10 protein-coding genes are annotated in these 13,582 nt (G+C 73.3%); 6 read left to right on the top strand and 4 right to left on the bottom strand.

Annotated features, from left to right (window positions below; translation table 11 throughout):
- Positions 1–36: 36 nt before the first annotated feature.
- Positions 37–2,064: an acetoacetate--CoA ligase gene (locus ACIBM5_RS01560; RefSeq protein ID WP_396004841.1), complete on the bottom strand. Its 2,028-nt coding sequence runs from the start codon at positions 2,062–2,064 to the stop codon at positions 37–39.
- 165 nt (positions 2,065–2,229) lie between these two features.
- Here ACIBM5_RS01560 and ACIBM5_RS01555 point away from each other — a divergent pair, with 165 nt between their 5' ends.
- The 4 genes from ACIBM5_RS01555 (at position 2,230) to ACIBM5_RS01540 (ending at position 5,888) form a co-directional block, all read left to right on the top strand.
- Positions 2,230–3,141, top strand: a complete 912-nt coding sequence (locus tag ACIBM5_RS01555) for a diiron oxygenase (protein WP_396004840.1) — start codon at positions 2,230–2,232, stop codon at positions 3,139–3,141.
- Positions 3,142–3,277: 136 nt separating this feature from the next.
- The gene (locus tag ACIBM5_RS01550) at positions 3,278–3,724 is read left to right on the top strand and encodes a Zn-ribbon domain-containing OB-fold protein (RefSeq protein WP_391582043.1); all 447 of its coding nucleotides are present in this window, start codon (positions 3,278–3,280) and stop codon (positions 3,722–3,724) included.
- Positions 3,721–4,914, top strand: a complete 1,194-nt coding sequence (locus ACIBM5_RS01545) for a lipid-transfer protein (protein ID WP_396004839.1) — start codon at positions 3,721–3,723, stop codon at positions 4,912–4,914. The genes ACIBM5_RS01550 and ACIBM5_RS01545 overlap by 4 nt, the downstream gene beginning before the upstream one ends.
- Before the next feature lie 107 nt (positions 4,915–5,021).
- Positions 5,022–5,888: an amidohydrolase family protein gene (locus ACIBM5_RS01540; protein ID WP_396004837.1), complete on the top strand. Its 867-nt coding sequence runs from the start codon at positions 5,022–5,024 to the stop codon at positions 5,886–5,888.
- A gap of 22 nt (positions 5,889–5,910) precedes the next feature.
- On the opposite strand, the gene ACIBM5_RS01535 is transcribed toward ACIBM5_RS01540, so the two are convergent.
- Positions 5,911–6,885, bottom strand: a complete 975-nt coding sequence (locus ACIBM5_RS01535; protein WP_396004836.1) for an LLM class F420-dependent oxidoreductase — start codon at positions 6,883–6,885, stop codon at positions 5,911–5,913.
- Between the two features lie 76 nt (positions 6,886–6,961).
- On the opposite strand from ACIBM5_RS01535, the gene ACIBM5_RS01530 reads away from it, so the two are divergent.
- A complete protein-coding gene (locus tag ACIBM5_RS01530) occupies positions 6,962–7,132 on the top strand; it encodes a hypothetical protein (RefSeq protein ID WP_396004835.1) in 171 nt (56 codons plus the stop codon).
- Positions 7,133–7,183: 51 nt separating this feature from the next.
- On the opposite strand, the gene ACIBM5_RS01525 is transcribed toward ACIBM5_RS01530, so the two are convergent.
- On the bottom strand, positions 7,184–8,311 hold the full coding sequence (locus tag ACIBM5_RS01525; protein ID WP_396004834.1) for a serpin family protein: 1,128 nt from the start codon (positions 8,309–8,311) through the stop codon (positions 7,184–7,186).
- 98 nt (positions 8,312–8,409) lie between these two features.
- On the opposite strand from ACIBM5_RS01525, the gene ACIBM5_RS01520 reads away from it, so the two are divergent.
- Positions 8,410–8,979, top strand: coding sequence for a nuclear transport factor 2 family protein (locus tag ACIBM5_RS01520; protein WP_396004833.1), 570 nt, complete (start codon positions 8,410–8,412; stop codon positions 8,977–8,979).
- Here the strand turns inward: ACIBM5_RS01520 and ACIBM5_RS01515 are convergent.
- Complete coding sequence (locus tag ACIBM5_RS01515) at positions 8,976–13,526, bottom strand: hypothetical protein (protein WP_396004832.1); 4,551 nt, start codon at positions 13,524–13,526, stop codon at positions 8,976–8,978. The genes ACIBM5_RS01520 and ACIBM5_RS01515 overlap by 4 nt on opposite strands.
- Positions 13,527–13,582 lie beyond the last annotated feature (56 nt).

Here is a 13,582-nt window from a genome sequence, read left to right as displayed (position 1 = left end):
TCCGATGATTACCGGGCATTGGTGCGACTCGGCCGACTATGCCCGCTTCTCTCCCGGCTTCGTCTCCTGCTTGTCCTCCTGCGCGCGGGCCCGCGACCGGCCCACCTCGGCGTAGAAGCGGAGCACGTCGAGGTCGTCCACCGAGCCCGGGTTGACCGCGTCCTCCAGCCGGCGGCCCTGGAGCAGCTTCTTCACCGGGATTTCGATGCGCTTGCCGGTGAGGGTGTGCGGCACGCCCGGCGCCGCGATGATCTCGTCCGGCACGTGCCGCGGCGAGACCTCCTCGCGGATCACCGCGCGGATCCGGGCCTTGAGCGTGTCGTCGAGGGTGTGCCCGGGCGCGGTGACCACGAACAGCGGCATCCAGTAGCCGCCGTCGGGCAGTTCCAGGCCCACCACGAGCGACTCGCGCACCTCGGGCAGGCGTTCGACCGCCTCGTAGATGTCGCTGGAGCCCATCCGCACGCCTTGGCGGTTGAGCGTCGAGTCGGAGCGGCCGTGCACCACGATCGTGCCGCGCTCGGTGAGCGTGATCCAGTCACCGTGCCGCCACACGCCCGGGTAGGTGTCGAAGTAGCTGGCCCGGTAGCGCGCGTCGTCGGGGTCGTTCCAAAAGTGCACCGGCATCGAGGGCATCGGCAGGGTGATCACCAGTTCGCCGACCTCGTCCACCACCGGCCGGCCGTCCTCGTCCCACGCCTCGACCGCGCAGCCCAGCGCGCGGCACTGGATCTCGCCGAGGTACACCGGCAGGTCCGGGCTGCCGCCGACGAAGGCGCTGCACACGTCGGTGCCGCCGCTGACCGAGGCCAGCCACATGTCCGCGCCCACCGCGTCGTAGATCCAGCGGAAGCCGTCCGGCGGGAGCGGGGAACCGGTGGTGCCGATCGCCCGCACCCGGCTCAGGTCCTGGCTGACGCGCGGGGTCAGCTCGTTCTTGCGGCAGGCCATCACGTACGCGGCGGAGGTGCCGAACCAGGTCACCTCGGCCCGCTCGACCACGGTCCACTGCGCCTCGGGGCCGGGGTAGCCGGGGCTGCCGTCGTAGAGCACGATCGTGCTGCCCGCGAGCAGGCCGCCGACGAGCATGTTCCACATCATCCAGCCGGTCGAGGTGTACCAGAAGAACCGGTCCTCGGGGCCCAGGTCGAGCTGGAACGCGGCCTGCTTGAGGTGTTCGAGCACGATGCCGCCGTGGCCCTGGACGATCGCCTTGGGCAGGCCGGTGGTGCCGGAGGAGTACAGGATCCACAGCGGGTGGTCGAAGCCGACCTGCTCGAAGTCGAGGTCGGCGCCGGACACGTCGCGCCCGATCACCTCGGCCCACGCCAGCACGTCGGCCGGCGCCGGCTCGTCGAGCAGCGGCACATGCAACACGTGTCGCACCGTCGGCAGGCCCTCGCGCAGATCGGCGACCACGTCGGCGCGGCGGATCTCCTTGCCGCCGTAGCGGTAGCCGTCCACCGCGATCAGCACGACCGGCTCGATCTGCTGGAACCGGTCGAGCACGCTGCGTGCGCCGAAGTCGGGTGCACAGGCCGACCAGACCGCGCCGATGGACGCGCAGGCGAGCAGGCCGACCACCGCGTGCGGAGTGTTGGGCACGTAGGCCGCCACCCGGTCGCCCGGTCGCACGCCCAGCTCGCGCAGGGTGGCCGCGCAGGAGGCGACCTGGCGGCGCAGCTCGGCCCAGGAGATCTCGCGCGGGAGCAGTTCCTCGTCCAGGTACACGATCGCGGCCCGCTCGGGATCACCGTCCGCGGTGTGCCGCAGCACCTGCTGTGCGTAGTTGAGGCGGGCATCGGGGAACCAGCGGGCCCCGGGCATGGTCCGCTCGGCGAGCACCACCTCCCGGTCGCCCAGGTCCAGCTCGAACCAGTCACAGAGCGAGGTCCAGAACGCCTCGGGCTCGGTGGTCGACCAAGCCCACAGTTGTGCGTAGTCCTCGGCCCGGACGCCGCGTTCGGCGCCGAGCCATTCGCGATAACGGGTGACCGCCGCGGCGGCGACCCGTTCGGCCGAAGGCTGCCACAGCAGTTCGGCCCGCTCGCTCGATTCCGTCATGTCGTATGTCCCCTCCGCGCGATGTGCCCCCCGACCCTGCCATCTCGCGCCCCGGCGCGCATCCCCCGACCGGGTCGCAAAAGGATCTTCGTGGGCACTCTGGACGCGCCGCGCCGAACGCGGGATGTTACCGACGGGAAACAAGCCCGGCAGAGGAGGCCTCGCATGCCCACCACGCACGGCACCGTCACCGACCGCGAGCGCGTCGCGGAGCGGCTGCTCGCCGCGTCGCACGCGCACGCGTTCGACCCGATCACCGACATCGACTGGGACGCGCCGCTGGTCGACGGCGCGTTCTTCCTGCCCGCGCACCGGGTCAGCCTGTACGGCACGCCGATCTGGGAGCGAATGAGCGAGCGGCAGCGGATCGACCTGTCCCGGCACGAGGTGGCCTCGATGGCCAGTGTCGGCATCTGGTTCGAGGTCGTGCTGATGCAGTTGCTCATCCGGCACGTCTACGACCGCCCGCTGACCTCGCGGCACGTGCAGTACGCGTTCATGGAGATCGCCGAGGAGTGCCGGCACTCGACCATGTTCGGCAGGCTGATCGACAAGCTGGACTGCCCCGAGTACGGGCCCGGTCCGTACGCGCACATGGCCGCGCGGGCGATGAAGACGCTGGGCTCGGGCGTGCAGGCCTTCGCGATGGCGTTGATCGCCGAGGAGGTCCTGGACACGATGCAGCGCGAGATGATGGCCGACGAGTCGCTCCAGCCGATCACTCGGCAGACCGCGCGCATCCACGTGGTCGAGGAGGCCCGGCACGTGCGCTACGCCCGCGACGAGGTGGCCCGCGGCGCGCCGCACATGTCGCGGACCGAGCGGGCGATCACCCGCCTGGCGCTGGCCCGGGCCGCGCACATCATCGCCACCCGCCTGGTGCATCCGGGTGTGTATGCGGCGGTGGGTCTGGATGCGGGCGAGGCGTACAAGGTGGCGCGCGCCAATCCGCATCGACTGGACACGTTGGGCCACTGGTCGCGGCGGCTGATCGCGTTCTACGACGAGCACGGTCTGCTCGGTGGGCCGGGGCAACGGTTGTGGCGGGCCTCGGGACTGATGGGACGTCAGATATAGGGGACGGCCGGCCGGTCGCGAGCCGGCGGGTGTGACCGTAAATACCCCGGTCGGGTTGGCGCACGGAACTGACGATCCGTCAGACTGTGGTCCGTACACACATCGGACGACACGGCCAGACGAGTTGGAGGGCCCCGTGACGAAGGACCACAAGCCTGTGGTCCCCGGTTGGTTCACCACGTCCGGGGAGGACTTCTCCCTCCTCGGCACCCGGTGTACCGCCTGTGGGACCGTGTTCTTCCCGCGCCAGGAGACGTTCTGCAGCAATCCGGCGTGCGCCGGCACCGAGTTCGCCGAGGTGCCGCTGTCCCGGCGCGGCACCGTCTGGTCCTACACGAACGCCGGCTACCGCCCGCCGGCCCCGTTCGTGTCCGACCCGGACACCGAGTGGCAACCGTTCACCATCATCGCGGTGCGCCTGGAGGCCGAGGGCCTGATCGTGCTCGGCCAGGGCGCGCCCGGGGTCGGCGTGGACGACCTGAAGGTCGGGGTCGAGGTCGAGATCGTGCCCGGCGTGCTGTACGAGAACGACGAGCACGTCTACACCACGTGGAACGTGCGGCCCGTGGAGGTCAAGGCATGAGCACCGACCGCGAGATCGTCGTCCTGGGTGCGGGCATGCACCCGTGGGGCAAGTGGGGCCGCAACTTCGTCGAGTACGGCGTCAAGGCCGCGCAGGACGCGCTGAAGGACGCCGGGTTGGCCTGGCAGGAGATCCAGTTCGTGGCCGGCGCCGACACCATCCGCAACGGCTACCCCGGCTTCGTCGCGGGCGCCACCTTCGCCCAGGCCCTCGGCTGGACCGGCGCGCGCATCTCCAGTTCCTACGCCGCCTGCGCGTCCGGCTCGCACGCGATCGCGAGCGCCCGCGCGCAGATCCTCGCGGGCCTGTGCGACGTCGCGCTCGTGGTCGGCGCGGACGCGGCCCCCAAGGGCTTCTTCGCCCCGGTCGGCGGCGACCGCCCGGACGACCCGGACTGGGTGCGTTTCCACGTGCTCGGCGCGACCAACCCGGCCTACTTCGGGATGTACGCGCGGCGCCGGATCGACCTCTACGGAGCCTCGGTCGAGGACTTCGCCCGGGTCAAGGTCAAGAACGCGCGCAACGGGCTGGCCAACCCGAACGCGCGCTACCGCAAGGCGTTCACGATGGAGGACGTCGCGGCCTCGCCGATCGTGTGCGACCCGCTGCGACTGATGGACATCTGCGCCACCTCCGACGGCGCGGCGGCGGTCGTGTTGTGCAGCAAGGAGTTCGCCGCCCGGCACACCACCTCCCCGGTGCGGATCTCGGCGGTCTCCACGGTCACCCCGACCTTCCCGAGCGCACTGATCGAGCTGCCCGACATCGCCACCGACTCCTCGGTGGCGGTGGCCCCGAACGAATTGTCCTTCCGCGCGTCGCTGGCGCACGCGGCCTATCAGGAGGCCGGCATCGGCCCGGAGGACCTGAGCCTGGCCGAGGTCTACGACCTGTCCACCGCGCTGGAGCTGGACTGGATCGAGGATCTGGGCATCTGCGCGCGCGGCGAGGCGGAGAAGCTGCTGCGCGACGGCGCGACCGAGATCACCGGTCGGATCCCGGTGAACGCCTCCGGCGGCCTGGGCTCGTTCGGCGAGGCGGTGCCGGCGCAGGCGATCGCCCAGGTCTGCGAACTCACCTGGCAGCTGCGCGGCGAGGCGGGCGGGCGCCAGGTGCCCGGCGCGACGGTGGGCATCACCGCGAACCAGGGCCTGTTCGGACACGGTTCGTCGATCATCGTCACCCGATAGGTCCGGCTCGAAGATCATCGAAACGGTCTCGGGGCCGGCCGGGTTCTCGGCAGAGCCGAGGACTCGGCGTCGGCTCCGGGATCGTTTCCGTTCCAACGGAGGGTCGGATGGCATTTCCGGACGGCATCGGCGTGGTCGACCTGCTGATGGGCCTGCCGAACCGCGATCGGCGCTGGTGGGCGACCGCGATGGCGGGCACGCTGCGGGACGAGGACAGCCGGACGGGGATGACCCATCCGGCCGGGTACATGTTCAAGGACCTGCCCGAGATGGAGCGCACCGACTCCTCCGCCGAGGACCTGCTGCGCGAGATGGACCGCTTCGGCGTGGAGAAGGCGCTGATCCCGGTCTCGTTCGAGGACGAGGACACGTCGGCGGCGGTACGCCGGCACCCGGATCGGCTGCTCGGCAGCTTCCAGGTCGATCCCACCGACGTGATGGCGGGCGTGCGCGGTCTGCGTCGGGCGCGGGAGGAGGCGGGTGTGGTGGCCGCGACCTTCTTCCCGTGCGGATGCACACCTCCGGTGCCGATCGACGACCGATTGGCCTACCCGCTCTACGCGACCTGTGTCGAGCTGGGTCTGCCGGTGTTCGTGAACGCGGGCATCCCCGGGCCCCGGGTGCCGGCCGCCGCGCAGGAGGTGATGCGCTTCGACCGGGTCTGCTACGACTTCCCCGAGCTCACGGTGGTGATGCGGCACGGCGGCGAGCCGTGGTGCGACCTCGCGGTCAAGCTGATGCTCAAGTGGCCCGGGCTGCACTGGTCCTCGTCGGCCTTCGCCCCCAAGCACTACCCGCGCGCGATCGTCGACTACGCGAACACGCGCGGGGCCGACAAGATCCTCTACGCGGGCTACTTCCCGTACGGCCTGACCCTGGATCGCATCTTCGCCGAGTTGCCCGGGGTCGGCTTCAAGGACGAGGTGTGGCCGAAGTTCCTGCGCACCAACGCGTTGCGGGTCCTGGGGTTGTGATCACTCGGCGCCGGGCCCGGGCTCAGTCGGTGCCGGGCCCGAGCGCGAGCGCGGCCTCGATCGGCCCGGCGTCCGGGCGCGGGTCGACGACCGCCAGGACCGGCACCGTGACGCCCGCCTCCACGTAGCGGGCGATCCCGGCCCGGCAACGGTCGGGGCCGCCGTGCACGATCAGGTCGTCCACGACCGCGTCCGGGACCAGTTCCAGGGCGCGCTTGCGGTCGCCCTCGGCCCAGGCCGCCCACATCGGCGCCAACTCCTCGGCGCGGCCGAGCCAGCGGTGGAAATCGGCGTACACCGGCACGGTCAGGTAGCTCGTGATCATCCGCCGGCCGATCGCCCGCGCGGTGTCCCGGTCCTCGATCGGCACCACGAAGATCCGCGCGACGATCTCCTTGTCCGGCCCGCCCTCGTGCACGTACGGCACCACCCGCTTCACGTCCTCGGCGGAGAGCCAGTTCAGGATCGCGCCGTCCCCCTCCCGCCCGGCCAGCCGCAGCATGCCCGGGCGCAGCGCGGCGACCAGGATCGGCGGCGGGCTCTGCGGTGGCCGGGACAACCGGAAGCCGCGCACCGAGAAGGTCTCGTAGTCCTCGGTCACCTTGTCCCCCGCGAAGGCCGCGCGCAGGAACCGCACGGTGTCGCGCACCCGCTGGTACGGCCGGTCGAAGCTCGCCCCGTTCCACGCCTCGACGATCGGCGCGGATCCCGCGCCGATGCCCAGCCGGAACCGTCCCGGCGCCACCTCGGCAAGCGCCGCGGCGGTCATCGCCAGCGTCGCCGGGCCGCGCGTGTACGGCGAGACGATCGCGGTGCCCAGGCGCACGTCCGGATCGGCCAGGCCGGCCACGGTGAGCGGGGTGAAGCCGTCCAGGCCGTCCACCTCGGCCGACCAGACGTCCGTGTAGCCGGCCGCGCGCAGTTCGCGAATCAACCGCGGATGGTCGGCCAGCGGCGCGTTCAGCGGGACGGTGATGCCATGGCCGGACTGGCTCATGCGTACTCCTCCGCGGTTTTGATGGTCCATCAGGACTACCACAATCGACCGGATACCTGATGCACCGTCAGGCACCATGTCGGCCCTGTGCCCGAACACGTTCGCCTTCTCCCCGTTCGCCGGCGCCGAGGAACCCCCGCCCCTGTCCGAGCTGTTGGCGGCGGTGCACGACGCCGGTGTCACGGCGGTCGGGCTCGACGCGTTCTCCGTGGCCGGCGGCCCTCGCGGAGCAGGCCGGCGACCGTGACCGGGCACCCCGAACACGGTGTCGACCGCGTACAGCGCACCCGGTCGCGCCTCACAACCCCTGATCGGGCGCGTCCCGCGGCGCCGTGGCCTGGAAGGCCGCGAACAGCGGCACGTAGCCGGACGCGTCCATCACCACGCACGCGAACGGACGGTCGAAGGCCACCCGCCGCCGGACCGGCTCCGGCTCGTTGCTCATCCAGTCCAGCGTGATCGTGGTCACCGCGGTGGCCTCGACGCCCTCCTCGGCGATCCGCAGCAGCGATTCCTGGAGCACCTGGTCGATCCGCACCGGCTCGTCCGTCATCCCGCCGAAGTCCGCGTCGTCGGTCAACGCGCTCTCCAGCCCCAGATCGATCAGGTGCGGCACCACATCCAGCCGGGTGCGCAGCTCGAAGCGCGGCAGCCGCAGCTCGACGTCCTCGCCCTCGTACGCCTTTCCCGTGTCGCGCGGCGCCCACGCGGCGGTGATCACCGACGCCGGCGGCGCATGCTCCGGGCCGAGCGCGAACCGCACCCGGGCGGGCTGCTCCCCCGCGCACACCAATTCGACCACGGTGACCTCGCCGTCCCGACCGGAGATCGCCCACACGTCCGCGGCCGGCACCTCGCGGCGCATCATCGGCACCCGGGTGTGCGTGCCGTCGGCGGCGTGGAACCGCAGGTCGTGCGTCCTGGCCGGGTCGAACTCCTCGCGCCAGCGGGCCCGCAGCGCGAGCGCGTTGACCAGGATCATCCGGGTCGCCGCGTCCGACTCGACGGGTATGCCCGCGATCAGCCCGTCGGTGGCCCGCGCGACCCATGCGTCCAGCTCGTCCTGCGCCCGCAACGCGCCGAACCCGATGTCCGGCAGCGCCGCCCGGAAGGCCTCGCGCAGCGGCGACACGCTCCACACCCCGGTCGCCACCGCGAGCGCCTCGGTGCCGGCCAGATCGCGTGCCACCGCGGTCACCACCGGGGCCGACTCGCGCCACGCGAGGCCGACCAGATCGGCGAGTTCCTCCGCGGTGTCGCCCTCCGCTCCGGTGGCCGCCGCCGCGAGCGCGAGCCACAGACCGGTCGGCGAACACACCACGTCGCCGCCGGCCGCCCGCACCCCGGGGTCGCTCAGCATCGAGTCGAGCCAGCGCGAAGCCAGTTCCCTTACGGTGCCCGCGTGTTCGCGCAAAGCCGGTTCCATCTGATCACCTTCGTCGTCGCCGCGTCGTCGCTGCCCGGAGTTGTTCGGTGTCCCCCGGCCGAGGGGTTGTATGCCTCCCGACCGTAGTGTCGTGGGTCATGAACGACTTCGGCGGGGACCTGGAGCTGCGCAGGCTGATCGACCGTCAGGCCATCCACGACGTCGTCCTGCGGTACTGCCGGGGGATCGACCGGATGGATCTCGACGCCGTCCGCGCGTGCTACCACCCCGATGCCACCGACGAGCACGGCAGCTTCACCGGGACGGTGGACCAATACCTCGCGTGGATCGGGCGATTGCTCCCCCGGTACACCTCGACCATGCATCTCGTCGGCAACCACCTGGTGGAATTCCGCGACGACACGCCCGATCTCGCCCGTTCGGAGACGTACGGAATGGCCTTCCACCGCAGCGCCGACCCGGCCCCGCGCGGCAACCTGATCACCGGCTTCCGCTACATCGACGACTTCGCCCGACGCGCCGGCGGGTGGCGGATCGCCCGCCGGGTGGCCACCACCGAGTGGGTCCGGGTCGACGACGCGGCCGGGCAGTGGCCGGTGCCCGAGGGCATGCGCACGGGCCGACGGGACCGCACGGACGCGGTCTACGCGCCCTTCCCCACCGACCCGCCCGGCCCGCCCGACCCGCTCGACCGGCCCCGGCCCTAGCCGATCGGCTCCGCCGCGGTCTCGGTCGGCCGGCGGAAGACCCGCGTCGCGTGGATCTCGCCGACGATCTGCGGCTCGTCCGGCTCCTGCGGCACCGGCAATCCGGGCCGCAGGTGCTCCTCGACCGAGATGTACTTGAGCCCGGCGCGCAGGTCCGCGTCGTTGCGCAGCCGCACCACCAGCGGGAACTCGGCCAGCGCCGTGGTATCGAACAGCCCCGTCGTGTACACCAGTTGCACCCCGAGCGCGTCCGCGACCGCGCGTTGCAGCTCCAGCAGATAGGACGCGTTGGCCCGCCCGATCGGGTTGTCCAGGAACAACGTCCCGGCGTGCCGGTGCCGGGCCCGACCCCGATCGTTGCTGCGCAGCGCCGCCATCGTGCAATACAGCGCGATGGCCGCGGTGAGCAACTGCCCGCCGGAGAACACGTCGCCCATCTGCCCCACCGGCACCCGCTCGGCGCGCAACACCGAGTCCGGCTTGAGGATCTCCACCTGCACCCCGCGCGGACGCAGCGCCGCATGCACCCCGCGCAGGAGCAGCGTCATCCCGTCCCGCCGCACGCCGCCGACCGTGCCGTCGCGACCGCGCTTGATCGTGCGGGTCGCCTCGTCGACCACCTCGCCCAGCGCCTCCACCAGGCCCGCCGCATCCGGTTCGTCGAACCGGATGCGCAGGAACTCCTGGCCGGACCACTCGCCGAGTTCCTCCGGCAGTCGGGACAACCGCTGCGCCGCACGCAGCGTGGTCAGCGCGGCCTCGACCATGCCCCGCATCCGGTCCACGATGCTGTCCCGGTTGCGCTCGATCTGGCGCAGCTCGTCGGTGAGCACCCGCAGCCGCGGCGCGAACGCGGCCGACCAGGCGGGCGCGTGCTCGGCCAGCGCGGCCGGCGGCAGTTCCCGGATCTGCTGCCGGGCGGGCATCCGGACCTGCTCGAACCGGGCCGCGCCCGCGTGCCGCACGAGCGTCTCGGTCCGCTCCCGGACCTGCGCCTCGGCGGCGGACAGGTCCGCCGCGGCGGCCCGCAGCGCACGCCGGCAGGTGGTCGCCGCGTCCCGCGCGTCCGCGACCGGGCCGGCGAACGGCGTCGCGGGCGGCTGCTCGGGATCCACCGGCACGGCCGGCAGCGTGTCCGTGAGCGAGGCCGCCACCTCGCCGAAGGCGCCCGCCGCGTGGTCGGCGTCGGTGTGCTCGCGGGCCAGCCGGCCGTGCGTCTCGCGGGCCGCGGTCAGCGCCTCGCTGCAGGCGGCGTGTTCGGCGCCGGCGGCGCGCAACAATTCCAGCGCGTGCGCGCCGTCCCGGGGCCGCCGCTCCTCGGGCAGGTCCAGGTGGTGTTCGCGGCCCTCGGCCGGCGCGTGCCGCTCGACCTCGCCGCGCAGTCGGCCCAGCAGTTCGCTGGCCGCGTCGGCCCGACCCTCCAGGGTGCGGACGTGGTCCTCGGCGCGAGCTGCCGCGGCCAACCGGGACGGACCGTCGGAGCCGTCGAATCCGTCCAGCAGCTCGGCCGCCTGTCGGCGCACCTTCGCGCTGAGCCGGTCCAACGTGCTCTGCGCGGCGGACTCCTCGCTCTCCGCACGGGCCTGCTCGGCACGCAGGTCCGCACCCACGCCGACCTTCTCGTAGAGCGCACGGGCCGTGCGGTACGCCTCGCGCAACGAGGGCAACGACGCACGCGCGGCGGCCTCGTCGGCCGGCGCGTCGGCGACCTGCTCCTCCAGCGCACCGGTGATCTCGGCCCGCTCCTCGCGCAGCGCACGAGCGGTACGCCGGGCATCGTCGGCGGAGCGCTGCGCCTGCCGGCGGTCCTCGTCCGCGGTCCGGGCCAGCGTACGGTCCGCCTCGACGCCCGCCTCGTGTTCGCCGGTCTCCTGTTCCAACTCGCGGATCCGGCGCGCCCACCCGGCCCGCTCGCGCAGCCGGAAGGCCAGCCCGGCCAGCGCGTCCGCCCGACGGCGGGCGGTCTGCGCGGCGTCCATCCGCCGATCCCGCCGGTCCACGGCCTGCGCCCGGGCCTGCTCGGCGCTCACCGCGGCGATCTCCGCGGCCTCTCCCGCGGCCTGTGCGGCGGCCAGTTCCAGCTGCGCGTCGGTGACCGCCTCGAACAGCGCGTCGAGCCGGCCCGCCGGGCACGCGGCCCGCCAGGTCGCCAGCCGCCCGGCCAGCGCCCGGTCGCCCTCCAGGCGCGCGGCCCGCACCCGGATCGCCTCCTGCCGCTCGGCCGCCCGACGGCGCAGCGCGTCCCGCTCGGTGTCCGCGGCGCGTTCGTCGTGCATCGCCGGGTTCGGCGGCACCAGGAACGTGTCCGGGCGGTCCCGGCCGGGTTCGAGCAGCGCCTGCGGCGTGCCCACCGCGACCGCCGAGCGCGGCAGCAGCGCCGCCTCGGCGAGCACGTCCCGGGCCCGGTCCATCGCGTTGTGCATGGTCACGATCACGCCGTCGACCAGTTCGGGGCGGGCCGCGAGCACCGCGGAGTGCCGCTCGGCGGGCACCGACTGGGCCAGGTAGCGCCACCCCGGCAGGGCCGGAATGCCGTGCTCGCCCAGGAGTTCGACCGCGGCCAGCACGTCCGGTCCGGCGGGCAGCAGACCGCCGTCGCCGAGCGCCCCCAGGATCCGCGAGTCGTCGGCGGCACCGGTACGCAGTTGGAACAGCGTGCGCTCACCGTCGGTGACCGCCTCGGCGAGCAGTTCGCGCAGCACGTCGGCGGCCCGGTCGAAGGCCCGTGCGGCCTGCTCGCCGACCGCCTCCTCGGCATCGGGACCGAGCAGTTCGCGCACGCGCGGATCGGCCGCGAGGGCCGCCGCGTTCGCGTGCACGGCGGCCAGATCGGCCTCGGCCACACCGAGGCGGTCCGCCGCCCGGGCCGCGGCCAACTCGGCCCGCCCGCGCGCCGACTCGGCCTCGCGCACCCCGGCGGCGAGCTGTTCGGCGCTCGCCCGGGCCTCGGCCCACGCGGCGGAGGCGGCCTTCTCCTCGTCCGCGGCGCGGGCGGCGGATTCGGCCGGATCGCCGTCGTCCTCGATCCAGCCCGCCTGGACCGCCAGGTCGAGTTCGGCGCCCACCTCGGCGAGCCGGCCGCGCAGGTGCGCGGCCTCGCTGCGGGTGCGCTGCGCCTCGGTGGCCGCGGTGGTCGCGGCCCGCTGGGCCCGCTCGCCGCGCTCCTGGAGCTCGGCGGCCCGGCGTTCCTCGGTGTCCGCCCGGCCCTCGGCCCCGGCGGCGGCCGCGTGCAGCGCGCGCACCAGCGCGCCGGCGGCCTCCTGGCGGGCGGCCAGCGCGGGCGCGGCATCCCGCTCGGCCGCTCGGATCGCCACGTCCACCCGCTCCGAGCGATCCACCGCCGCCCGGTGGCGCAGCACCGCCTCGGTGGCCAACCAGGCCGAGTGCAGCCCGCGGGCGTCGCCCAGTTCGCGCTTGAGCCGCGCGGCGTCCTTCTCCGCGGCGGTCAGCCGCATCCCGGCGTGCCGGTGGGTGATCTCGGCGGTGACCAGCGCGGCATGCGCCCGGGCCTGCTCGGCGGCGTCCACCGCGGCACTGGATTCGGCCACCCGGCGGGCCAGTTCGGCGGCCCGTTCGCGCTCGCGCTCGGCCCGGGCGCCCAGTTCGCGGCCCAGCTCGCGCGCGGTGTCCTCGGCGCCGCGGTGCGCCGCCCGCACCCTGGTGCGCCGACCGGCCGCCTCGCCCACCGCGTCCAGCAGTTCGACCGCGCCCTCGACGAAGTCCCGCTCGGCGGTCAGTTCGGCCCGCTGGGCGAGCTTGACCGCGAACCCGTCGACCAGGTCGGCCAGCCCGTCGGTGTCCGCCGGATCGGAGACCGCGCGCAGCAGCAGGTCGACGAAGTCCGCGTCGTTCTTGACCGCGAACAGGCCCGCCGCCTCACCCTCGTCGGCGTTCATCTCGCGCTGGTAGCGGAACAGTTCCGGGTCCAGGCCGAGTGCGTTCAGGTGCTCGATCCAGCGGTCGTGGATCTCCTCCCACACCACGTCCACGTCCGGGTAGACCTTGTGCAGTTCGGTCATCGCGTCGCGGAAGCCGCGCATGGTGCGCCGCCGCCCGCCGACCTGGACCGGCAGCCCCTCCAGGGTGAGCCCGGGGCCGGGTCGGAAGGAGTACCAGCTCTCGGCGAACCTGCGCGGGTCGGAGGAGACCTGGCGCCCGCGCCACTCGCTGACCTTGCCGACCACGACCGTCTCGCCGGTGAGCACGTGTTGCCATTCCAGCGCGACGTGCCCGCAGTCGTCGGCGAGCAGGAACTTGCGCAGCACACCGGAGCTGGCGCCGCCGAGGGTGTTGCGGTGGCCGGGCAGCATCACCGAGAAGATCAGCTTGAGCAGGACCGACTTGCCGCCGCCGTTCTCCAGGAACAGCACACCCGCCGGCGCGGGTCGGCGCGGCGGCCCGACCGGCTCGCCCTCGAACAGCTGCGCCTGCCTGGGCGCCGGGTCGGGCACGGGCGCACCGACGCCGCGCAGGTCGAGCACGGTGTCGGCGTAACGCGCACCGGCGGGCCCGATGGAAAACAGCCGGACCCGGGACAGCTCGTACATCGGCGGTCAAATCTCTCTGGTCGAAGCACAGGACAAAACCATCACACAACGGACGA

The sequence above is a fragment of the Embleya sp. NPDC050493 genome (genome assembly GCF_044458105.1).
Lineage (GTDB): Bacteria > Actinomycetota > Actinomycetes > Streptomycetales > Streptomycetaceae > Embleya.
The sequence above is the reverse complement of the archived record's forward strand: the minus strand, read 5'-3'. Positions and strand labels throughout refer to the sequence as shown.